General features: G+C 53.3%; 17 protein-coding genes. 5 read left to right on the top strand and 12 right to left on the bottom strand.

The window, feature by feature from the left end; all coding sequences use genetic code 11:
• Positions 1-22: 22 nt before the first annotated feature.
• Together ppk1 and gyrB are read right to left on the bottom strand one after the other, a co-directional pair.
• Positions 23-2,230: a polyphosphate kinase 1 gene (gene ppk1, locus ACFPMF_RS10455; protein WP_379844136.1), complete on the bottom strand. Its 2,208-nt coding sequence runs from the start codon at positions 2,228-2,230 to the stop codon at positions 23-25.
• Between the two features lie 289 nt (positions 2,231-2,519).
• Complete coding sequence (gyrB, locus tag ACFPMF_RS10450; protein ID WP_379844134.1) at positions 2,520-4,520, bottom strand: DNA topoisomerase (ATP-hydrolyzing) subunit B; 2,001 nt, start codon at positions 4,518-4,520, stop codon at positions 2,520-2,522.
• Positions 4,521-4,785: 265 nt separating this feature from the next.
• Here gyrB and ACFPMF_RS10445 point away from each other — a divergent pair, with 265 nt between their 5' ends.
• The gene (locus tag ACFPMF_RS10445; protein ID WP_379844132.1) at positions 4,786-5,406 is read left to right on the top strand and encodes a hypothetical protein; all 621 of its coding nucleotides are present in this window, start codon (positions 4,786-4,788) and stop codon (positions 5,404-5,406) included.
• 89 nt (positions 5,407-5,495) lie between these two features.
• On the opposite strand, the gene ACFPMF_RS10440 is transcribed toward ACFPMF_RS10445, so the two are convergent.
• From ACFPMF_RS10440 to ACFPMF_RS10395, 10 genes are all read right to left on the bottom strand, one after another.
• Positions 5,496-6,302 carry a LytR/AlgR family response regulator transcription factor gene (locus tag ACFPMF_RS10440; protein ID WP_379844130.1) on the bottom strand — a complete coding sequence of 269 codons (807 nt, stop codon included), beginning with the start codon at positions 6,300-6,302 and terminating at the stop codon, positions 5,496-5,498.
• A 19-nt stretch (positions 6,303-6,321) separates the two neighbouring features.
• The gene (locus ACFPMF_RS10435) at positions 6,322-9,450 is read right to left on the bottom strand and encodes a sensor histidine kinase (RefSeq protein ID WP_379844128.1); all 3,129 of its coding nucleotides are present in this window, start codon (positions 9,448-9,450) and stop codon (positions 6,322-6,324) included.
• Between the two features lie 212 nt (positions 9,451-9,662).
• On the bottom strand, positions 9,663-10,034 hold the full coding sequence (locus ACFPMF_RS10430; RefSeq protein WP_379844126.1) for a hypothetical protein: 372 nt from the start codon (positions 10,032-10,034) through the stop codon (positions 9,663-9,665).
• 254 nt (positions 10,035-10,288) lie between these two features.
• Complete coding sequence (locus ACFPMF_RS10425) at positions 10,289-11,080, bottom strand: M23 family metallopeptidase (RefSeq protein WP_379844589.1); 792 nt, start codon at positions 11,078-11,080, stop codon at positions 10,289-10,291.
• An 82-nt stretch (positions 11,081-11,162) separates the two neighbouring features.
• Positions 11,163-11,912 (bottom strand): type IX secretion system protein PorG, encoded by a 750-nt coding sequence (gene porG / locus ACFPMF_RS10420; RefSeq protein ID WP_379844124.1) that lies wholly within the window; start codon positions 11,910-11,912, stop codon positions 11,163-11,165.
• The gene (locus ACFPMF_RS10415) at positions 11,894-12,883 is read right to left on the bottom strand and encodes a DUF6089 family protein (RefSeq protein WP_379844122.1); all 990 of its coding nucleotides are present in this window, start codon (positions 12,881-12,883) and stop codon (positions 11,894-11,896) included. The genes porG and ACFPMF_RS10415 overlap by 19 nt, the downstream gene beginning before the upstream one ends.
• 198 nt (positions 12,884-13,081) lie before the next feature.
• The gene (locus tag ACFPMF_RS10410; protein WP_379844119.1) at positions 13,082-13,966 is read right to left on the bottom strand and encodes an NAD kinase; all 885 of its coding nucleotides are present in this window, start codon (positions 13,964-13,966) and stop codon (positions 13,082-13,084) included.
• 90 nt (positions 13,967-14,056) lie between these two features.
• Positions 14,057-14,725, bottom strand: a complete 669-nt coding sequence (locus tag ACFPMF_RS10405; RefSeq protein WP_379844116.1) for a CBS domain-containing protein — start codon at positions 14,723-14,725, stop codon at positions 14,057-14,059.
• A gap of 160 nt (positions 14,726-14,885) precedes the next feature.
• Positions 14,886-15,683 carry an alpha/beta fold hydrolase gene (locus ACFPMF_RS10400; protein WP_379844113.1) on the bottom strand — a complete coding sequence of 266 codons (798 nt, stop codon included), beginning with the start codon at positions 15,681-15,683 and terminating at the stop codon, positions 14,886-14,888.
• 52 nt (positions 15,684-15,735) lie between these two features.
• The gene (locus ACFPMF_RS10395; protein ID WP_379844110.1) at positions 15,736-16,311 is read right to left on the bottom strand and encodes an anthranilate synthase component II; all 576 of its coding nucleotides are present in this window, start codon (positions 16,309-16,311) and stop codon (positions 15,736-15,738) included.
• A gap of 78 nt (positions 16,312-16,389) precedes the next feature.
• On the opposite strand from ACFPMF_RS10395, the gene ACFPMF_RS10390 reads away from it, so the two are divergent.
• The 4 genes from ACFPMF_RS10390 to ACFPMF_RS10375 all read left to right on the top strand — a co-directional run bounded on the left by ACFPMF_RS10390 (position 16,390) and on the right by ACFPMF_RS10375 (position 23,424).
• Positions 16,390-17,655 (top strand): NAD(P)/FAD-dependent oxidoreductase, encoded by a 1,266-nt coding sequence (locus tag ACFPMF_RS10390; protein WP_379844108.1) that lies wholly within the window; start codon positions 16,390-16,392, stop codon positions 17,653-17,655.
• Positions 17,656-17,714: 59 nt separating this feature from the next.
• Positions 17,715-18,503: a hypothetical protein gene (locus ACFPMF_RS10385; protein ID WP_379844105.1), complete on the top strand. Its 789-nt coding sequence runs from the start codon at positions 17,715-17,717 to the stop codon at positions 18,501-18,503.
• 606 nt (positions 18,504-19,109) lie between these two features.
• A complete protein-coding gene (locus tag ACFPMF_RS10380) occupies positions 19,110-20,639 on the top strand; it encodes a S8 family serine peptidase (protein ID WP_379844102.1) in 1,530 nt (509 codons plus the stop codon).
• Complete coding sequence (locus tag ACFPMF_RS10375; protein WP_379844099.1) at positions 20,623-23,424, top strand: CHAT domain-containing protein; 2,802 nt, start codon at positions 20,623-20,625, stop codon at positions 23,422-23,424. The genes ACFPMF_RS10380 and ACFPMF_RS10375 overlap by 17 nt, the downstream gene beginning before the upstream one ends.
• The last annotated feature ends 20 nt before the right edge of the window (positions 23,425-23,444 follow it).

Genomic DNA, 23,444 nt, shown 5'->3' with positions numbered 1-23,444 from the left:
GCCGTAAACTGCAAACCCTACTCTATTTGTGGATTTCTTCGGCGGGTTCGCTCTGTGTTTCCGGTTGTTCCGGCGCGGTTTCCACCCCGACCGGTTTTTCGTTCATGAACAGTTTGGCCTGCATCACCTCTTTCTGGGTGACTTCGAAAAACTTCTTGTGGATATTGAATGCCTGTTCAATTTCTTCTTCGACACAGCAACTCACGTACGTGCCGTCTTCGTGGAGTTCGTAGGCGTTCACGTTATCGCGCAGGTTATAGTCCAGAATGTGAATCGCCTGTTGTTTCACCCGCTTATCGACCAGCAAAAACAAGGATTCGATCCGACGGTCGAAGCTGCGCACCATCACGTCGGCGCTCCCACCGTAAATTTTCGGATCATCGTTGTTGTGGAAGTAAAACAGTCGCGTGTGTTCCAGGAAATCGCCGACAATCGACCGCACGGTGATGTTTTCGCTTAAACCCTTCCGGTGCGGACGCAGACAGCAGATTCCGCGGACAATGAGCCGGATGGGAACGCCTGCCTGCGACGCCTTGTACAACTCATCGATTACCATCTGGTCTTCCAGGGAGTTGATTTTGATACAGATCCCGCTGGGCAATCCCCGTTCTGCATTCCGGGCTTCATTTCGAATCAATTTGACCAGTTGTTTCCGCATGTCGCGCGGAGCCGTAATCAGGTACTCATAATCGTTGGGCTGCGAATGACCGGTAATGACGTTGAAGAACTCGGAAATATCGTGCGTATACACTTCATCAGTGGTTAGCAAACCAATGTCCGTATAGAGTTTTGACGTTTCTTCGTTGTAGTTGCCACTCGACAGGTGCGCATACCGCACAACCCGACTGCCCTCGCTCCGAACAATCAGCAGCAGTTTGGTATGGGTTTTAAAACTGCTGATTCCGTATATCACGAAGCACCCGGCTTTCTGAAGCCGCTGGGCTTCCCGAATGTTGTTTTCTTCGTCAAAACGCGCTTTGACCTCAAACAATACCGAAACGTGTTTGCCATTCTCGGCAGCTTTCAATAAAGCATCCGTAACCCGTGAGCGCTTGGCCAGGCGGTAGATGGTCAATTTGATCGCCAGTACGTTCGGGTCTTCGGCGGCCTGTTCCAGGAGCGAAATCACCGGCTCGAAATTATTGTACGGATGATGCAGCAGAATATCCCGCTCCTTCATCTGTTCGAAAATGTCGGCATTTTTGTCGCGATGCATGCCCAGAGGTAAAACCGGGGCCGGTGCAGTCGGCAATGCGTCGCGGAATTCCGGATGGCGCACCACCTGCCAGAGGCTCGTGTAATCGATCAGCTGGCCGTTCTCAAACAGGTTATAATCATCAACTTCCCACTTCTTTTTCAGCAGGTTCACCATCCACTCCGACGCATTGGGCTCGATCTCAACCCGGACGACCCGGCCCAACCGGCGGTTTTTAATCTTCTGTTTGATTTCGTCGATGAAGTCGGTTTCGATATCATCACTTTCTTCCAGGGTAAAATCACCATTCCGCGTAATCCGCATCAGGTTTACCGAATCGATCTCAATATTCCGGTATAATTTTTTGATTTCCTGGCGGATAATCTCTTCGATCGGCAGAAAACAGGTTTCATCCTTCCGTTCAAACGGCATGAAACGCGGCAGGTTGGCCGGAATCTGTACGAACGATAGGCGCTGGTTCTCGTCCTCATCTCCGGCTTTCACCGGGCGGTTCGGATCCTGCGTCACCACACTGAATATCAGCACCTTCGCCAGCAAAACCGGGAACGTGTGCGTGTAGTCGTAGACCATCGGTGTCAGCATGGGATAGATGGTCCGATCAAAGTAATCGACGGCTTTCTGCCGTTCCTCCTCCGTCAGATCATCCAGTTTGACAAACCGCAGATCGATATCCCCAAACGACTGCTTCAGGTCCTCAAACACTTCGAGCTGTTCTTTACTAAATTGCTGAACGGCCGTCAGCAGGGCTTTCCGGAACGGAATTTCCCGCAAACCGGAGTAATCGACGCGCTCTTTCCCGTAATCGAGGTAGTTGTAAAGGCTACCGACACGAATTGTAAAAAACTCGTCCAGGTTCGAAGCCGTGATCGCCAGAAACTTCAACCGATCGAGCAAATGACGGTCCGGATTACGGGCCTGGTCGAGCACGCGGGCGTTGAATTTCAGCCAGCTCAGGTCGCGGCTAATATAGTTACTCTGGCCGATTACGTTCGCCAGTTTTTCATTCATTTTCATGGCCTTACCGTCTTCCGAATCTGCCGGTAAAGTTACTTTACGACTCGAAAAAAACGAGAAGAGGCCCCCAAAAGAACCCTTTCGGTCTATATTATTTTTTTGTGAAGAATCTTTATCAATCATCGGTAGGGTGGACTATGTTGTAATCGGTAAACGTTTATTTACACAACTTCGTACGGACTTTTTAGTTTTCGCCCGTTCGGAAGGGTTTATTCCATCAGTATCGGTTCCTAATCCGTATTATACCTAAAAAACAGAAAAAAAAAGCGGGCTGCTCGCCCGCTTTCGTTTAAACATCAATTCGTGCATACTTTGCGTTTCGCTCGATGAATTCACGGCGGGGGGCTACTTCATCGCCCATCAGGGTCGAAAAGACGTGGTCAGCTTCGGCGGCCGACTCGATGGTCACCTGCTTAAGACTGCGCTTCTCGGGGTCCATGGTGGTGCTCCACAACTGCTCGGGGTTCATTTCTCCCAGACCTTTGTAACGCTGCACGTTCACATTTTCTTCCCGGCCCGATCCGGCCAGTTCCCGAACGGCGACTTCGCGTTGCTGCTCGGTCCAGGCATACCGTTCCTCCTTGCCTTTTTTGACCAGGTAAAGCGGGGGTTGAGCAATGTACACAAAACCGTTCTCGATCAGTGTCCGCATGTGGCGGAAAAACAACGTCAGAATCAGCGTCCGGATGTGGCTCCCATCGACATCGGCATCGGTCATAATAATCACCTTATGATACCGCAGCCGCTCCAGATTCATCACGGTTTCCCCGTTTACGCGTTCGTAACGAATACCGAGCGCCGTGATAATATTCTTGATTTCTTCGTTTTCGTAAATTTTATGTTCCAGCGCTTTCTCCACGTTCAGGATTTTCCCCCGCAGCGGCAGAATCGCCTGGAACGCCCGGTTTCGACCCTGCTTGGCAGAACCGCCCGCCGAATCCCCTTCCACGAGGTAGATTTCGCAGTTTTCCGGGTTGGTATCCGAACAGTCGGCCAGTTTACCGGGCAAGCCCATGCCGCCCATAAAGTCCTTCCGGTCGGTCATGATGCGTTTGTAGGCCTGATCGGCCGCAATCCGGGCCTGGGCCGAGATCAGCACTTTCCGGATAATGGCCTGGGCCTCTTTCGGGTGTTCTTCCAGCCACATCTCGAGCATTTCGGCCACCGTCGAACTGACCGCCCCTACGACGTCGCTGTTCCCCAGTTTCGTCTTGGTCTGGCCTTCAAACTGTGGTTCGGCTACTTTCACGGAGATAACGGCCGTCAGCCCTTTCCGGAAATCGCTTCCGTCAAAAACCACTTTACCGGCGTTCTTGCCCAGTACCTGCGCATTCCGTTCGGCATAGCTTTTCAAAATCCGCGTCAAGGCCGTCCGGAATCCCTGTACGTGCGTACCGCCTTCAATGGTATTGATGTTGTTGACGTACGACGAAATATTTTCACCGGCTTCGAGGTTATACACCATCGCTACCTGCACAGGCGTCACCCCGGTTTCCCGCTCCATGTAAATCGGCTGCATGCCTTCCAGCGAAGACCGGTTTTCATCGAGGTATTTCACGAATTCGACCAAACCGCCTTGCGAATAGAATTCGGTTTTCAAGGGTTCGCCCTGCGCATTGATATCGCGCAGGTCGGTCAGGATAATGCGAATGCCCTTGTTAAGGTACGCCAGTTCCCGCAGACGCCCGGCCACCGTGTCGTATTTATAAACCGTTTCGGTAAAGATCGAGTCGTCGGGTTTGAAGTGCACGGTGGTTCCGGTATCCTCGGCTTCTCCGATTTCACGCACATCATACAACGGATGACCGATGCTGTATTCCTGTTCAAAAATTTTGCCTTCGCGGTGCACTTCCACCCGGAGGCTGGTTGAGAGGGCGTTCACACAGGAAACCCCGACACCGTGCAAACCGCCGGACACTTTGTAGGTATCCTTATCGAATTTCCCCCCGGCATGGAGCACCGTCATCACCACTTCCAGCGCGGATTTCCCGGTTTGGGCCTGCACCCCCGTCGGAATCCCCCGGCCATTGTCTTTTACCGTGATGGAATTATCTTCGTTAATGGTTACCCGGATGGTGTCGCAGTAACCAGCCAGGGCCTCATCAATGGAGTTGTCAACTACTTCCCAGATCAAATGGTGTAAGCCTTTGATACCCACATCCCCGATGTACATCGCCGGGCGTTTCCGGACGGCTTCGAGTCCTTCCAGCACCTGAATGTTATCAGCGCCATAGTTGCTGTTCGGTTTCACATCAGTCTTGATGTCGGCATCAATCAATTCGTTTGTCATAGAATGCAACCTATATGGTTCCGTCTTACGGAATTGTTATAAGAATTACGGTTAAAAGGACGTTTTCGAATAGTAAAAATACAAAATTTTCAGCTCTTTTCCTAGCCCCGTGCAGCTTAACGTATAAATATACCAACAAAACGATGGACCGCCAAATTTCGCCCCGCCGAAAAGCCCCGGAAACGGCAAAGAATTCGTTTTTTTAAACTAAACCATCGGCTTTTTCGTCTATCTAACATCAACATTTACCAAGGAAATCAAGTCCATGAGAAAACTGCTGTTTTTTGCCCCCCTTCTCGCTCTCGTATTGACGTTCAGCCAATGCAGCGTTAACCGTCAGATCAGCCAGGCCAAAGCCCTGGGCGACTGTAAATTCAACATCAGTTCCGCCGACAGTGTGTACCTGTCGGGCATCGACGTCCGGAAACTGAGAAACCTGGAAGATCTGAATCCGATGCGGTATCCGCAACTGGCTGCAGGGTTGCTGTCCAAAAGCATTCCGCTGAGCGCCCGGATCAATGTTGATATTACCAACCCAACCAACAAGGTCGCAGCGATCGACCAACTCGAATATAAAATTCTGCTGGCCGAACAGGAGTTGTTCAATGGTTTTGTGAACCAGCGCATCGAAGTGACACCCGGTGGCGGAACGGCCCGCGTTCCCGTCAAACTGAACGCGAACGCCTACCAGCTGATGACCGACGACAAAACCCGGGGCGCCTTTACCGACCTGATCCGGAACATGAGCGGTTCCGATAAAACCAAACCGGCCAAACTGACCATCAAAATCAAGCCGACGCTGGCGCTGGGCAACAAAAAAGTCGATTACCCCGGCTACATCACCATTGATCAGGAAGTAACCAACAAGATCCTGTTGGGGAATTAAAAATGAAGAGTTAAAAATTAAAAATATGCTTCGCAGGGAATGCCAGTCCGGCGTCTACTTACTTTTAATTTTTAATTCTTCATTTTTAACTACGAAGAATAGCTTTCCTCCACTTTCCAGACGTTGCTGGCGTAGATGAGGAGTTCGCGGACGCGGTGGCCCAGCACCAGTCGGCACTTCGGGCGAGGCCCTTTTTCCAGATAGCTAATGGCTTCCTTGTTCAGGATATGACTCTTGCCGATGCGGACGAAATGATCCGGCGGCAAGAGTTTCTCGAGCGTGTCGAGCGTCAGGTTGGGCACGTTGAGGTGTTCCTGCTTCGAACAATAGATGTTGATCTGCTTATTGGCCGATTCACAGTACATGATATCGACAACTTCGATCCGGTGTAGCGCCACGGAATTCTGAAACGTCAAAAACCGGGGACCCGTCAAAACCGCCAACTCCTGATTCGGACCGAACGCTTTCTCCAGCTGAGCCGTCAGTTCCTGCTCGTGTTCCTTATCCGCTTTCCACTTGTTGTAAAACAAATGGAATTTTTGCTTCAGAATAACCGGGTCGATGGGTTTCACCACGAAGTCCGAATGCAGGTGCGGAGCCGCTTTCTGAACGGCCATCAGGGCATCGTCCGGGTATCCCGACACGAAAATGACCCCATAAAACTGCTGCTGCTGCGTCAATTCATCCAGCAGTTCAAAACCGCTGCGAATCGGCATTTTAATGTCCAGAAAAATGAGATCCGGTTTTTGGGCAGCCATCAGGTCAAGGCCTTCCGTCACATTTCCAGCTTCGCCCACCACGTGAACCTCCGGGACCGACGTCAGCATGCTGCGCAACGTCCGACGAACGGGCAGTTCGTCGTCAATAATGACGGATCGTACGGTTGGTATATGCATCGTATTTTCTCATTAACAATCAGGGTTCGACAGTACTTTCCTCCGGTGGCAAAACCGGGTGTATGGGCAAAACAGCCTCCTGCCGGACGCCGGAAACACCCGTCTCCGAATCGGTCAGATCCGTAATGTGTTGCGAACTTTTCAAGGCGTTGTATTGATTCAACTGGTCTAAAACCGCCTGGTTAATCTTCAGCCCACGGCCCGTGCTTCGGCGTCGGTATTGTTTGGCTTTCTCCAGCCCAACCCCGTTATCATCCACTTTAATCCGCAGACAACCAACCGATTCAGAAACCGACACCATGACAATTCCGCCTTCGGCTTTGTGTTCCAGCCCGTGTTTGATGGCGTTGGAGACATACCCCTGAATCAGCATTTTCGGCACCGTGGTATCCATCGGAACGCCCGGTGCCACGGTCACGGTGAAGGTAATACGATCCCCAAACCGCAAGCGCTCCAGATCGAGGTAATTTGCAACAAATTCAAGCTCTTCGCGCAGCATCCAGAATACCCGGCTGCGGCTCATGAGCTGATTCCGGAAAATCGAACCGAATTTGGCCAGGTAACTGACAACCGTATCAGGATCGGCTTCGTACGTGATGGATTGAATGGCCGTTAAGAAATTGGCGACAAAATGCGGATCAATCTGGTTCGTAATGGCTTTCACTTCCAGTAACGCCCGCTTTCGGCTCGCTTCGGCCAGTTCGCGCCGGATTTCCAGTTCTTTTTTCTCGCGATTGGAAGCTTCCAGCTCCAGTTGTGCCATTCGGCGCTGAATCTGGAGTTGCTTCAATCGTCGTTTCGCAATGGCCCGGCTCTGTCGTAATCGCCCGTAAAACAACGTACCCACGACCTGAATAATCAGCATGGTCCGAAACCACCAGGTGGCGTACCAGGGCGGGGCAATCTGAAACTCCTGCACGATAGGTTGCGTACACCACAAGCCTTCTGCCCGCACCGCCTGGATTGTGAGCCGGTACGAACCGTCGCTCAGGTTTTGCAGGGTGAAGAAATTATTCCGGAACGGTTCCGACCATTCCGGGGTTGTGGGGTCGCCATCCAGTCGTTCCAGCCGGTATTGGTGCGTCGTGTTGGCCAGCAGATTCTTCTCGTTCGATGCCTGAAGTTGCACTTCCAGGTCGTTTTCGCTCGACTTGAACGATAATTTTCCCGACGGTGACTTAATCAGCCGCCCCGATCGCATATCCCGAAAGGCCTGAATGCCCGCAGGAACCGGTTTTAACAATTGGAAAAGGCGCTTTTCCGAAATCATCATCATCCGATCACGGGTTGCCACCCACAAGCGCCCCCGGGAGTCGAGCAAAATGCCGTTAAAAATGCACTGGCTTCCCCGAAACCCATTTTCCTGGTCGAAGTAGGCAATCCACTCCTCCCCGGTTTCGTAAAACCGCTCCATATCAAGTACAAAAAGACCTTCCAGCGTTCCGACCATCAGATAACGCCCGAGGGGCCGGCAATAGGTGATGGTGCGCTGGATGAACGAAGCAGCAATTGGCCGGAACGTTTTGTAATCATAAAACCAGAGTCCCTCCCCGGTTGCCAGCCACAGATTGCCGCGTTTATCACGTTTGATGTCGGCTACCGTCCGGGTTGGCAAGCCTTTGTTTTTAACTGTCAACTGCCGAAAAATGCGGCTTTTTCCGTCCCATACCAACGATCGTTCCAATCCACAAATCCAGAACCGGCCGAACTGATCGGTTTCAATGTTTTCGTACTGATCGGGCGGCACCGGCAGCGCTTCCGTCAAGGCCAGGGTTTGTCGATTGTAAACCAGGAGATTATAATTGGAGGTTACCAGATACCGGTTTCGTTTAACATCATCGTAAAAGCCAAGCGGAAACGTCAGCGTATCCGAATGGGGAAGAACCTGATATTGTTGGCCGTCGTAGCGCAAAATCCCCCCCTGCGGGTCGCCTGCCATCAGAATATTGCCATCGGCATCGGTCCGGCTCGATGGGTGAAAATGATTGGCCGGCATTACCTTGCGGTAGCGCTGATCCGGAACAATCACGTTGTTGGCCAGACGACTCAGGCCATTCCCCCAGGAACCAAACCAGACCACACCGTTTTTGTCCTCAGCCACGTTATTGGTTTCTTCCGTCCATCCTTCCGATTTATCGAAATACTGCCAGCCGCTCATCTTGATGTTGATCAGGCCGTGATGCGATGTACCCACCCACAAATCGCCCCGCCGGTCGAACAGCAAACGGTTCGCCGGGGAGGAACTGATGTTGGAGTTGGTGACGGTTTTGCCATCGTACCAGCAAACGTCCCGATTCCCCTTGGTTTTCTGAAACGCCAGTTCTCCATTAAGACCCATCGCGCAAACTCTCAGTTCCGAAACCGGCACCGGTACCTCGTACAGCGTACTGATCGTCTGGTCTTCAATCCGATACACCGTTGTGCCCGCCAGGGCGTAAAACCGCCCCGCCGGATCACTCAGCAACCGGTCCAGCGGTTGCTGGTCCACCAGGAGCGTCAACCGGTTTTTTTTCAGCTCCCAAAGCCGCCCGTCGTCGGTCAGCAGCAAAATCCGGCGGTTGGGCCAGTCGGTCAGGATGCCCCGAAAGCGTTGTTCCGGATCGGTAAAATACCGCCGGGTCATATCTTCCATATGGTCGTTAACCCAGCAATACAACCGTTTTCCAACGTTGTGCTGACCGGTTTGGGCCGAAAACCACAGCTGGTTTTCGTGATCGGCCGTCATGAAGATAACCTGCTGCTGGGGTTCTTTACGGCCGTAATGGACCGAAAACTCCTGAATGGCCAGGCTCGTCGATGTGATGTCATTCATCCGAAACAGCCGGTTTCCCGCGCAGGCCCAAACCGTCCCATCGGGCGAATCGGTCAGGTTATCGCCCCCATCAGGCAGTGCCGGTATCTGCCGCTGGTTGACAATCGGCGCGACGCCATCGAAAAAATTCAACCCAAAGTAGGTTCCGATCCAGATCCGGCCGACCCGATCCTGGTATAACCCCGATACGTATACGTAAGACAACCCGTCGTACACTCCATAGGTCCGATCCGAAAACTGTTGCGCGGTTCCCTGTCCAAAGCAGCAAAAAAGGAGCAGGCCGACCAGGAAACGGACGCGATTCGGGTTCTTCCGCCGGTGGTAATAAACAGGCATTTCGGGTTTGAGGGTGGATCAGCTGGTGTTGTCAGTTAAGGTACGAAGGATGGGCCGGTATCGCAATGTCCCACGTCCTGAACAGATGAAAAGGGCTTCTGACCGCCCATAATCGGGGAATCACGTCCTATAATTCAACAGGGGTTAAAAACAGAAGGCCGTACCGAGCGGCACGACCTTGTCAATGATGGCATTCCTGTCGTTGTCTCGTCTTACAAATCGGAAGTCAGCCGACGCTTCTGGCACTCCCCATCAGCGAACCGGAGGGACGTTGCCCAGGAAGTTACCTTTTTACCCTTCAAGGTAGCGATGGCATCAAACGAATAGCTTCCTGCGGGCCGGCTGATATTCAGCACGAGGGCGGAAGACTTGGTATCGCAGGAAGGAGAATCGGCATTTCCCAGAGACTCCGACAGCATCCCGACGGTTTTTCCGTCCAGCCTGATTTCAACCTGATCGAATTTTGAGCCGTTCAGGTTGGTATAAATCAGGTAATTACCCCGATTTTGGGGTTGTACTTCTTCTTGGTCTTTGCAACCGAACACCGCGAAGAGCGTGACGAGGGCTAAAACGATTTTTTTCATGGTAGTAAGTAGTTGTTGTTTGTGATTGTTGCTTCAAAATTAGCCACAACCACGGTCGGCCCTGGACACAGTCCCGCCAGGCCGATGAATTACTACCTACAGCCGATGAAATAAGGCCGCGAAGCGATGTATTATTGAACGGTAAGAGAGTTATGAATTATGAGTTGGCTGACGCATGCCGGGACAGCGAAGCTTTTTAACTCTTCACTCTTCACTCCTAACTCTTCATTCTTAACTCTTTCATATTTCTTTTCTCAATTCACCGTGCGCGCGGTGAGCAGCCATTCGTAGGGATTTTGGGGCTGGGGTAAACCGTCGGCCTGCAGTTGCAGATACATGATGTGCAGGTGTGTTGGGGAGCGGGCAGCATAGGCATTGTATCCGGTCCGGCCCACTTCGCTGATTTTCTGACCCGACTGCACCCAGTCGCCCGGACGAACCAGCACCGCATTGTTATGGGCGTAATACCAAAGCCCATCGAGCACCGGATCGTAGATCCAGATCCAGTTGCCTCCCCGGTATTCCTGCCCCGGTGTCCAGGCGGTTTCGATGGCCAGCACGATACCGGACGTCATGGCCAGCACGTCGGCGGGCTGGTCGGTATTATCGTCTATGCAATCCTGGTTCCGGTCTTTGATAAAAATATCCTGGGCCGGGTGGCTACCCCGAACCGTGTAATCGAACAGATCAAACCCTTTGGCGCGGTAGCCTTCACCCCGTGTTCCGCCGATGGCATCGGGTGAATAATACCGGAGGGGAAACGAGAAATAATTCGTACGCAGCAGACTGTCGCGACGGGTACTGTCGAGCCGGAAAGGTTCGGCGGTGCGGAATTTGCCGCGTAGGCCAAGCATGATGTCACTGAAGATTTTACGGGCGGAATCCGGCAGCAGGCTTTCCTCCCGAATTTGAGTATACAGTTGCTGGAACTGCTGGCACATCGAGTCGACCCGGGGAATGCCCGATCCGACCGAGACAATGGTTTGCGACGAAGCCGAATTTGACAGGCCAATCCACAACGCACTCACGATGCCAACCCACCGCATAATTTCCCAAAATCCTGATTTCACGCTCAATAGTTGTATTCCAATTAAGCAGGAAAAATAAGCAAAAAACGTTGAACAACGATTATTCCGGGCAGACGATCCGGTAGAACGTATGCGTCAGTGTCAGCCCGATATACGTATAGCTATCCTTGGAATCGGGGTTTCCATTCAGGAGCTTATTGGTGCCTCCGAATGTATTTGGGCCGAAATTGTCGAGGTAGTCAGAACCGGAAAACCGGGTTCCAAACTCCAGGCCCAGACTCCAGGGGCGTTTGAATTCGTACTTGAATCCTACCCCCAACGGAAAGTTAAACAGCGATTTTCGCTGGTAACCGGCCCACTGCGGAGTCGGTTTGAAGGTGAACAGCCCGAGCCCGCCAAACACGTAGGGGGTCCAGTTTTTCACCTTACGCAGCGTCGTATAATTCCGGAAATTATACTCCATCAGCACATTCATCTCCCGGATGGCGGTTTTGAACGAAAGGTTTCGCGCCTGCTGGAACGGGTCATTAAACCGGCTGTCCTTGCCGGCAATTTGCCCGATCCCGGCGTTGAAACGCACCGTAAAGGGTTTGCTGACGTTGTAACGCACGAGCAGGTTGCCCGCCGGCCGGATGTTTCCCGGTATCAGTTCCGGGGCCAGATCACCTTTATAAACCATCCCCCCCAATCCAGCACCAACCTCCCAGGTCGATTGCGCGCGGGCGGCCGAACCCATCAGGATGACCAGACCGATCGCCAGCCGGAAAAACGTTTCTACACCACGCCCCGGTTTCCGGACCCAACGAATACAGGGAGAGAACAAGGCGTACGTTATTTGATCGGTGGGCATTTAATCTTGGGCGTCAGGACGTAATGAAGCTGCAAGCTGATGGTCATGTACCCATCGTTAAAAATCCCGGCGGCACCCCGGGTCGCATACCCCGGATCAGCGCCGATGACCGAGAAAGGATCATTCGTATTCAGATAGCTCTGTAACTCAGCCAGCCGGTCGCCCCCTTTCCGGGCGGCAATAGGCTCAAAGCGCCGGTCAGCCATCACACGCGCCAGATCGTCTTTCAGGATCGTCGGATCGGGATAGGCGCCCCCCGCATCATCCAGGTAATCAGTGAATGTATACCGGTAATTGATTTCAGCTCCCAGCCCAAACCGTTCGTTCAAGGCATATTTTACCCCAAAACCGACCGGAATCGCCAGGGTCATCAGCGAATACGGTTTTACGCCATTTTGCCCCTGTCCTTCGGTGCCGAGTGGTTGCAGTTTGACCCAGCGCTGCTCGGTATCGTCGGGCGTGGTCCCGAAACCGACCGGCGTACGGGCTTCCGGGCTGTGGGCCACAGCCGCCAGCCCCAGGGTAAGGTAGGGAGTTAATTTCGCCCGGAAGTTGGAATTCCGGCCATCCGGTACAAACTGGTAAATTCCGCTCAACGCAAACTCTTTCAGGTCGTTCCGAAAGTGGAGGTTACGAACGTATTGAATGATGCCGGAATTCAAATCCTTGCGGTTGTAGGTATAATCATCCCCCGCAATCCGCGCCCAGGTGAAGGAAGCCCGGGCCGCAAGACGGGGTGTGAAGTGCCGGGTATACATCGCTGCGGCATTCCACCGCATCATCAGGAAAGTCGATTTAAGGGGTTTGCGGTAACCGGCGATTTCTCCGTAATAACTGGACGTCCCCAGCCCCAATCCCACTTCCGAATACGGAACAAACGGATTTCGTCCGTTTTGAGCCTGTCCATCAACCGGTTGCAGCGCCAAACAGGCCGCAGCTATCAAACTGGTAATCAGTAGGTTATTCTTCATATTTCTTTGCTTACTACCGCGCCGGCAAACCGGAGCTGCTGATTCATCGACCCAAAGCTTGACTAGTTTAGCAAAGCTTCTCCTCAGAAACGCGTTCGTTTGGTATTTTATTGGGTCGTTGCATAAACTGTTCTGTTGAATACCGCAAAAATACCGCTTATCGCAGCGGTTGCACTATTTTTTCAGTCGATCCGGTATTTAATTTCGAATGTCCCAGCCCCAGTTCAGTTTGCTCCGGAGGGTGTTCAGGAATGTATCATCACTCATCTTCACAAGTCGTGCCACAAAATTTTCTTTCCGAACGCCCAGACGCGTGCCGGTATTGACGGTACGAAACCGGGAATCGACCGACACCAGAAACGTATTACTCCGGCTTTCGACCTCGAACGACAACTGCGCCGAGTCAGGAACGACCATCGGCCGGACGTTCAGGTTATGGGGACTGATCGGTGTTACAATAAAATTGCTGTTGTGCGGCAGCAACAGGGGGCCTCCACAACTCAGTGAGTAACCGGTTGATCCGGTTGCGGTCGAGATAATCAGCCCGTCGGCCCAGTAGGAATTCAGAAAATCACCGTTGAGGTAGGTGTGGACGGTGATCATCGACGACGTCTCGGTTTTCGTGATCGTCACGTCATTCAGCCCAAACGGAACGCCCTCGAACAAATCCTCATCGGACTGCAAATTAATCAGCGCCCGTTCGTCGAGCCGATAATTGCCGACCGCCAGCGCCTGCAATAAGCCCGGAAAGGATTCCGGTTTTTCGGGTGAAATCGTGGTCAGAAAGCCCAGCCGTCCAATGTTAATGCCGACAATTGGAATCCCGCGCGGCCCGGCATGCGTCAATACTTCCAGCAGGGTGCCGTCGCCCCCGAGGCTGAACGCAAAATCGGCATCGAAGATATTCCGGTAGGATGTATAGGTAAGCGTCGAGTGGTGAAAAATACCGGCGGAATCCAAAAACGAACGATACACTTCGGAGAGCTGAACTTCGATTTGCCGACGCGACAACTCATCAAACATGGACTGTATAAAGGGGGAAGCCTCTTCGACAATGTTACGTCCGTGAATCGCAATTTTCATAAAACCGTCAGTCAGTTCGTCAGTCAGAATTGCAAAGATGGAAGAAAAGTCCAATATCTGACATGCACTGAAAGCGGATTTAGGGGTAATTTACGAATCCAGGTATCGAAGCAGGAGATCGAGTCGTCCCTGATCGATGGTTTCAATGGGTGTATTGGCAAAGGCGGCTTCGATGGTATACCCAAACCGTTCGAGCGTGGCCACCACCGGAGTGATGTCCTTGCGGTTGAGTTTCAGCGTAAGCCGCGATTTGTCGGGCATCCCGTAGGCGGCTCCGGCAAAGTAGCTGCTGATAATCCGAACGTTGTTCGATTCGACCAGCCGGCTGATTTCGGCCATTGAATAATCCCGTTCGTTGATGGAGAGAATTAAGATGGCTCCCGCTTCCTGAACGCCCAGCAATTGCGCAAATTGCTTGAGCAGCTCGTTGGCAGAAACCGTGCCGACAAACTCCTGTTCATCGTTCACCACCGCCAGCACCTGCAACCGGTGTTCGGTAATAAGACTCAGCAGTTCGTACAAGTGTTGATTTTCGTGGACCGACAGATGCTCAAAAAGCCGCATCACCTCACTGAGCTGGTGGGTATCATCAGGCACATCCATCAGCAGGTCTTCATTGACCAGGCCCTTATACTGGCCCTGGTCCACAATTGCCAGCTGGCCGACGCGGTGTTCCTGCATCCAGTCGAGCGCCTGACCAACGGTATCCGTCGGCTTCAGGGCCGGTATCATCGGGTCAATCAGTTCGGAAGCCAGCATCGGTGTAGGTTGTTTACTAAGCCGTTCACTGTTTTTCGTCCAACTCGCATCGAACAGCCTCGAAAGTTCCTCCCGCTACGGTATTGGAAAACAGTACTGCTGAAAACTAAGAAATTTCCGTTAGAGTTTCAAAATCTTTCCGGAAATTTCTTTCCTGCCTTCAGGCAACGGTCAGATCACTCTGCCGACTGGTTTCAGTCAGGGGTTGTTTCTCCAGCCAGTCGGTCAGCAAACTGTTGAACCGGTCGGGGTGCTCCATCATCGGAGCATGACAGCATTTATCAATAAAGTGCAATTCGGAGTTCGGAATCAAGCGGTTAAATTCTTGGGCTACCTCGGGGGGAGTAATGGTGTCGTTCAGGCCCCAGATCAGTAGGGTCGGAACCGTAATGCGCTGAATTTCCTTTGCCACATTGTTCCGCTGCGCCGACTTGGCGATGGCCACAATCCGCAGGCATTTGGGAATGCTGTTCGTAATTTCGAAGACTTCGTCGATGAGTTCTTTGGTCGCCACTTTCGGATCGTAGAAGGTATAGGCAACGCGCTCGGCGATGTAATCGTAACTGCCCCGTTTCGGATACGAACCGCCCATCGAGTTTTCAAACAGGCCCGAGCTGCCCGTCAGCACGAGCCGCTTCACCATATCCGGGTGCTTCAGCGTGAACAGCAAGCCCACGTGACCACCCAGGGAATTACCCAACAAGGTCAGGTTATCCAATTTTTTATACGCCAGAAAGCCTTCTATGAACTCGACCAACCCTTCTAAACCGGCTTCCCGAATCGGCATCTCATAAATGGGCATCACCGGAATCACTACCCGGTACCGATCAGCAAACGTATTAATGACGCCATCCCAGTTGCTCAGTGCGCCAAATAATCCATGAAGTAAAAGCAATACGTCGCCTTGTCCTTCGTCAATGTAGCGGAAGTTACCTTCTTTCCGAACATGATAGTTCATAGCGGTCTTGGTTTTGTCGTAGAAATATTGGAAAAATACAACTAAAGAGACGTTATTTAGTCGTTTTCACAAAGGTAATCCAATTTTTTAATATTTCTAATCCGTATTGGGTCAATACGGCTTCCGGGTGAAACTGGATGCCCCATAACGGTAAAACGCGGTGGCGCAGGGACATGTTTTCACCGGTTGACGTTGCCGCCAGCGCCACCAGTGTGTCGGGCAAACCGGCCATCACCAGGGAATGATACCGCGTTACCGTAAACTCGTCGGGTAAACCGGCGACTAACGGATCGTCCACCAGCTTCCGGACAACGGATACTTTCCCGTGCATGGGTTTGGCCGCTTTCTCCAAACGCCCCCCGAAGTACTCGCCCAGCGCCTGGTGTCCTAAACAAACACCCAACATCGGCAGTTGCTGGTGGTAATGGTCTATCAACTGGAGCAGACAACCGGCCTGACGGGGTGTTCCGGGGCCGGGCGACAAAACCACACCATCGTACGATTCTGCCGTAATCCGGTCGAACGAAACCGTATTTCGAAGGACCCGGCAGCTGGCACCGGCCTGCTTCAGGTAATCCACCAGCATATAGGTGAACGAATCAATATTATCCAGAACGAGTAATCTCATGCGATAATAAACTAACGATCAAAAGTAAGCAACCAATTCCGGAAGCTGTATTTTTGCAATAAATAGAACCGAAAACCGATGCAATCCACCCCATCCGTCGTTATTGTGGGAGCAGGCATGGCTGGCCTGACCTGCGCTGTTTACCTCCGCCAGGCCGGAATCGAAGCCACTCTACTGGAAGCATCCGACGGGGTTGGCGGACGAATCCGCACCGATCAGGTCAACGGCTTTCGGCTCGATCGCGGTTTTCAAATTCTGCTGACGGCGTATCCCGAAACCCGGCGATTATTGGATTATGGTGCGCTCGATCTGCAGCGGTTTCGGCCGGGGGCCCTGATTCACGACCCGACCGGCCGCTGGATGCCGTTTATCAATCCGCTCCGCGAACCGTCGAGCCTGTTTCAAACCCTATCGTCCGGGGTGGGTACCTTCAGCGATAAGGTGCGGGTGATCGAATTGATGCGGCAGGTCAGTGGGCTATCGACCAACGAGTTTTTTCACCAGGCCCCCACGAGCACCGAAGCCTTTCTCGAAACATTCGGTTTTTCGGACCAGATCATCGAGTTATTTTTCCGTCCCTTTTTTGGCGGTATTTTTCTGGAAGATGCCCTGCTGACGTCCAGCAATTTTTTCCAGTTCTGCTTTCATCATTTCTACGAAGGCGACGCGGCCCTTCCGGCGGCCGGGATGGAAGCCATTCCGCAGCAGTTAGCCAGCCGGTTACATCCATCCCGCATCCGGTTTCGGTCGGCGGTTCAGCAAATCCTGGGCCATACTCTTTACCTGGAAAACGGCGAAACCGTACCGGCCGACGTGATCGTTTTGGCCGTCGATGCCTCAGCCGCCAATCGCTTACTGGGTTCGGAGCAACCCGAACGCACGTTTACCCACACAACCAATACCTACTTTACGGCCCCCCAAGCGCCAAAACCCACCCGCAGCAAATCGGAAAAGCTGCTGTTACTGAATGCCAATCGGCAGTCGGCCGTTCATAATCTGGCCGTTCTCAGCGATGTGGCCCCTTCCTACGCCCCCGACGGGCAGGCGCTCATTTCGGTGAGTACGCAGGGGCTGGAAGCGGTCAACGAAAAAGCACTGGCGGATCGGATTCGCAAAGAACTGTCGGGCTGGTTTGGTGCTGAAGTCGACCACTGGCACTGGCTCCGAACCTACCACCTGCCGGAAGCGCTGCCCGAGTACCTACCCGACGCCCGGCATTCGGCCCTCAAAGTAGCGGAAGGGCTGTACCAGTGCGGGGACCAAACCGCCTATCCGTCGCTCAACGCAGCCATGCAAACCGGCCGGCAGGTCGCCGAACTGATTTTAGCAAACTACCCCCATTAAACAAACGAAAACCGTAAACCGGCCACTGTCCCCTATCTTTATCTGATTTCCTGAGTCTGATGCGCTGGTCTGTTCGTTTACTGCTTTTTCTGCTGATTTTACCCCTGGCGTTTTTTGCGGCTTTTCCACAGATTGTCCGTTGTGTTTTCCTGGAGCATACCGCCGGTTTTCAATCCATTGCCCCCCAGGTCTGGGTGGCCAAAGATACGCCGGATCGTCAGCGCGTCTATTTACTCTTTGAGATTAATGAGGCCCGGAAACGGCTGGAACTATTATGGAATAAGCCCATCCACAGCCACGCTACAATCGTTTATTGCCAGACCCCCGAGCAGTACGAGCAGTACTGTCAGGACGGCGAAGGCGCCGGGTGCAGCCTCGGCACGCCCTGGGGCGATTCCTGGATCATCATCAATCCGTACGGCCGGAACCCGGATGTACTGGCCCACGAGATGTGTCATGACGAACTCTTTACCCGGCTGGGATGGCTGAAAACGCAGCGGCAGATTCCACAATGGTTCAACGAAGGACTGGCCCTGATGATCGATCAGCGGTTTACCACCGCAACGGACAGCCTGCGTCGGTTCGAAGAATTTCAGGATCACTGGCAACAGCAGTCGCGCGGCCAGCAGACGGTTTTAGACCTGTCCGAACTGGCTTCCCTGCGGGATTTTTTCGCCGGCGATACGGACCGGGTAATGCTGGCCTATATGACCGCCGGACGTGAGGTTTCGCGCTGGCTCGCCCTGGTTGGGCGACCGGGTTTGCGGAAACTCGCCGAGGCTGTTGCTCAGGGTGAAGCGTTCTCGACGGCTTACCAACAATTGGAACGGGAAGCCAAAGGGGATTGACCCCTTCTTTTCCACCCATTTCGCCAGGGCTAACGAACGCTTACGAAACGGATTCGAATTTTCTTTTGAAACCCCGGTTTTTCTTGTACATTACCCGCCGTAATCGCCACTACCGACCTATTTATCAGATAGTTGCCAGAACCTGACATGACCATAAGTTTTCGGACGGAAGGGAAGTCCCCCGAAGAGCTGCGACAACGCACGCTAGCGTAATTTTTCTGATTTGCCCTGGAAGCCGCCAACCCAATGGGCGGAAAATGACTGCACCACGGCGGCTGCCCCTGCCGTTTAGAAACGGAATGCCCCCAAACGTCTTCTATATCCCGTTTGAACGGATGAGACCCGATCGGCAAGAGCCTGTATCGGGCAACGCGCAAAAAAAGTCGATTCGTCTGTTTCCCTGAGTCAGCGGATTTCCGACTAATCCACTGACCCGTTTCGGTAGCCCACCAAACGGCAGGTAATCAAAACCGGGTTTATCGGATGTCTGAACCAAAATGGCTGGCAAAAAACCGTCTGGCAGCCGCTGCAGAAGCAAAATTGAACCGCCAGGAAAACGCCGGAGGCCTGAATCTGTCCATTCTAAATCTCTAACCATCTCACACTATGACCCCCTTCTCTGTATTCAATGTGGGTACCGCCGACGAACTGGAAAAGTTTCTCACCACGAAGAAAAAGTATAAAGTAGCCCGGCAGGGTAACGATTTGTTTATCCCCAACGAATTCATCGTCAACCCGATCAAGGGAGCCGACGAGGAGTGGTTGCGATCCATTTATTCGGGCCAGGCCGTTGAAGCTCATCTCACGGTGCGGCCAGTTGGGGCGAAGCCAATCGAGTTTTCCATCCAGCTGCTTCAGTTATGCAAGTGCTGCGATTTTTTTCTTATTGTGGTTGCACCGCTTGGTGGAGATACCAGCATTCTGAACTTTATCACCGAAGGGGCGATTATCAGCCCGGGGCGCGACAGCGACCCCAAGGGAGCCAGTCTGGAGATCATTGGGAAAAACCGGTATGCAGCCTCCACCCAACCGATCGGTGGCCGGATACCGTCGTTTGCCACCCGAACCGAAGCGCGGCAAAATTTCAGCATAAAACCGGGTACGGTCAACAATCCCAAAGCCGTGGTGGTCGCCATCATCGATACTGGTTTTCGGCCCGGCAATATGGAAGACAATTTCGTGAAAATCTGGCAGGGGGGCGAGGGAGGTCCGTGTGCAATCGACAACGATTTTGTGGGCTGGAATTTTGTTGGCCAGGCCAAAATAGCATCCCTCCGCAACACCATTCAGGTCGATGCCGCAACCGGCCAGCTCGTTAATATTTCCGAAAACAATAACCCTGAAGACGATGACCGGAGTGAGCACGGCACCCTGCTGGCGGCCCTCATTTCGAAAACCGCCCGGCAGTTTTTGCCCGACCCTCCGCCCGAAATAATGGTCCTGAAAGCGTTCGATTCCGACGGCATCGGGTCTCTGTATACGATTCTCTGCGCCCTTTGTTACGCCGAAAAACACGGGGCCGATGTCATCAACGCCAGTTTTGTCTTACCGGCTTCGGATGGTCTTCCCTGGCTCAGAGAGCGGTTTTCCGAGATGGAGCGGAAAAAAATCATCATTGTTTGCGCGGCCGGAAACCGCACCAGTGCCGAAAACCCATCCGGCGTTCAGCTTCAAAATGACATTTTTCCGGCTTGTTTCAGCCGGAACCATAGAAATGTCATTACCGTAACGTCCACCTGGGACGCCGGAAACCGGCACGAAAACTTTTCGGATATTTTCGTCAATGCCGGGGTCGTGGCTCCGCAAGTCAACCCGGACAACCCGCAACGGCAGGGCTATTTCAAGGCGCCCTATCGGTGGTTTCGCTCCCAGATTGCGGGCACTACAGACCCCAATCTGGCAACTTTCCGGGCCCGTGGCGGCATTGATCTGATCGTGGGCAGCTCGTTTGCAACCGGCTTTTTTACCGGTTTGATAGCAGCCGCTTTGAAAACGCATGGCGGAATCGCCCAATCGCCGGATCCCAATCTCCGCCAGTTTGTGCTGACCAGAATCAAGTCTCTGGGTGGTGGTCTGGTCTTTCCGTCGGGTGCCAATAACGTTGTAGAGGGCAATTACTATGTTGAACTGCCGTAACGTAGGAATTGGCCTGTTGCTGGCGTCGTTTCCATCCTGCGTTTCTGCGCAGTGCCCGCCATCGGCTTCCCTGACCCAGGCCTACCAAACGGTCGTTGTTCAACCCGAGTTTCCCAAATATCCGAAGTTGAATCAGGTCGTTCAGCACTGGGAATCCTGTCGCTACCCGCAGGATTCCCAGTTTATCGAACTGCTGTATCAGCTTGCCAAAGATGCCGGTTATTACCGGAAAGATTCGCTGGCCCTGCAAACCGCAAGGCGAGCACTGCTCATCGCGCAGACCACCCCGGCTTCGGACCATCCGGAGGACCTTCCGAAGACGCTTTTTCGGATGGGGAAAGTTCAGTTGCTACTCAGTGACTTCACCGCAGCCTCGGGTTTCCTGACCAAAACCATTGATGCCAGCCTGGAGCGCAACTGCCTGCATTGGGCGGCCATGGCGGCTTCAGAAATCGCCTTCATTCAGTTTAACAAAGGAGACCACGAATCCAGTCTGACCTGGACAACCCGTGGAATTGCCTGGGCGACCACGGCCAACGACCCGGAAGGGCTGATTAACAACCAATACGAACGGGTGCGGGTGCTTTTTATCATGAATAAAACTGCCGAAGCCCTCAGACTCGCCCAGTCGATCGTGCAACGCAGCCAGTCCATTCCGTCGCTTTACCTCGATCTGCCAATTCACTACCGAATGGTGGGCAACTTACTGACTCTGAACGGCCGACATTCGGAAGCCGAACCCTACCTGCTCCAATCGCTGGAGCGAACCAGGCAATTGCAGAATGAAGAAAAAATTGCCTCTTGTGAACTGGAGCTGGGGTTTTATTACTACGACCTGGCGAAGTATGACCGTTCCCTTCATTACTATCAACGGGCGCTCCGAAAAGCAAAAGATTTTAACCGACAGGCCCGGTTGTATAACAATATCGGGGCGGTTTACTGGAAAAAGAAAGACTTCGCTTCGGCCATTTCCTACTACCAGAAAGGGCTGGTCGCCCTCCGAACCGACGTAAAAAGCACGACCGGTTTCTCCGCCAATCCATCGGCAGGTTCCATTCGAACATCGGCCTACAAAGAATACCTGCTAACCCTGATTCAGGACAAAGCCGACACCTGGCTCGGCTGGGCAAAAGCGACCCGGAATAACCCGTCCTACCTCCGGAACGCTCTCAACACCTACGCCCTGGCCGATACCATGATCGACTTTATGCGGTGGGAACATAGCGGCCAGCAATCGAAACTATTCTGGCGTGACAAAACGCACTTCTTATACGAGCAGGCCATCGAAACCAGTTTCCGGCTGAACGATGCCGCCAGCGCTTTCCGGTTTCTGGAAAAAAGCCGGGCAGTTCTGCTCAACGACAAACTCAATGAACTGGGGGCAAACCGCCAGCTATCGCCCACCCAAGCGGCCGACGAGCAACGCCTGCGTCAACAGACCACCAACTGGCAAGCCCGGCTGGGCCGGGAGCTTCCCAACACGCCCGCCTACGCCCGGGCACTCGACAGCCTGCGGCTAGCGCAGCAACAGCAGGAAACGTTTCTGCGCCAACTCGAGCGTGCCAACCCCGCCTATTACCGGTATAAATACGATAATCAGGTGATTTCGCTTAAGGAGGTCCGGGCGCAACTGGCCGAGCAAAAGAGCACGCTGGTAACCTACTTTGTGGGCGACCAAACCGTGTATGCACTGGGCATTACGCCAACCACGACAAAATTTGTGCGGTTTGAAGCCACGGTTTACACCAGACTCGCCAGCGAACTGCTCACGCTGAACGCCAATCCGGATGCCCAGAACCGGCAGTTTAATGACTACCTGAAAATATCGAATCAACTCTACCAAAAATTAATCGCACCCTTGGCACCGGAACCGGGTCGGGTAATTGTCTCGCCCGATGGGGTGTTGTTGCCCTTCGAAGCATTGAGTCGTTCGGATCAGCAGCCCGACTTTCTGGTCCATCGGTATGCTTTCAGTTATGCCTATTCCGTTAACCGCCTTTTCAAAAAAGGACCCGAAACGTCGGGTGACTTCGCCCGTCCGCCGGGCTCTTTTCTGGGGGTGGCTCCCGTCCGGTTTTCGGCTCATCTCCATCAGGTTTCCCTGGCGGGTTCCGACGCTGCGCTTGAACGAATTGGGGCCCTGTTTCCGAAGCCGACCCTGTTAGCGGGACCGTCGGCCACCCGACAGGCTTTTGGTCACCAGGCGCGTCACTACCAAATTATTCAACTGTTTACCCACGCCGAAGCCGACAGCAGTGCGATCGAACCCGCCCTGTTTTTCACCGACTCCACGCTTCGCCTGTCGGAATTGACCGGTACCGGTTTGCTTCCCACCGAACTGGTGGGGCTCTCGGCCTGCAAAACCGGCATTGGTGCAAACCAGCGGGGTGAAGGCGTATTCAGTCTGGCGCGGGGGTTTTCGTTCCTGGGCGTCCCCAGTGTGCTCACCACCGTCTGGAATGTTGAAAGTCTAGCCACGTACGATCTCACCGAGCGGTTTTACACCCACCTGGCCGAAGGACTTCCCAAAGACATCGCGCTCCGGCAAGCCAAACTCGACTACCTGGCAACCGCAGACCGGACCGGCCAGTTGCCCAGCCGCTGGGCCGGGCTTTTACTCGTGGGCGACGCCCAACCACTCCATCGAAAACCGCCCCTTCCCTTCTGGAGCCTCGGGCTGGGCGGATTGATCCTGGCCGCCAGCTGGTGGTGGCTGCGTCGCCGGAAAAGGGCGCGTTCGGATCTCCCCGGTGAAACGTCCGGTTTTCCCGCAAAAGAAGTGTAATTTAGCGGCTCATACCCTCC

This window comes from Larkinella bovis (assembly GCF_042655385.1).
GTDB classification, from domain to species: Bacteria; Bacteroidota; Bacteroidia; order Cytophagales; family Spirosomataceae; genus Larkinella; species Larkinella bovis.
This window is presented reverse-complemented; position numbering and strand designations above follow the sequence as displayed.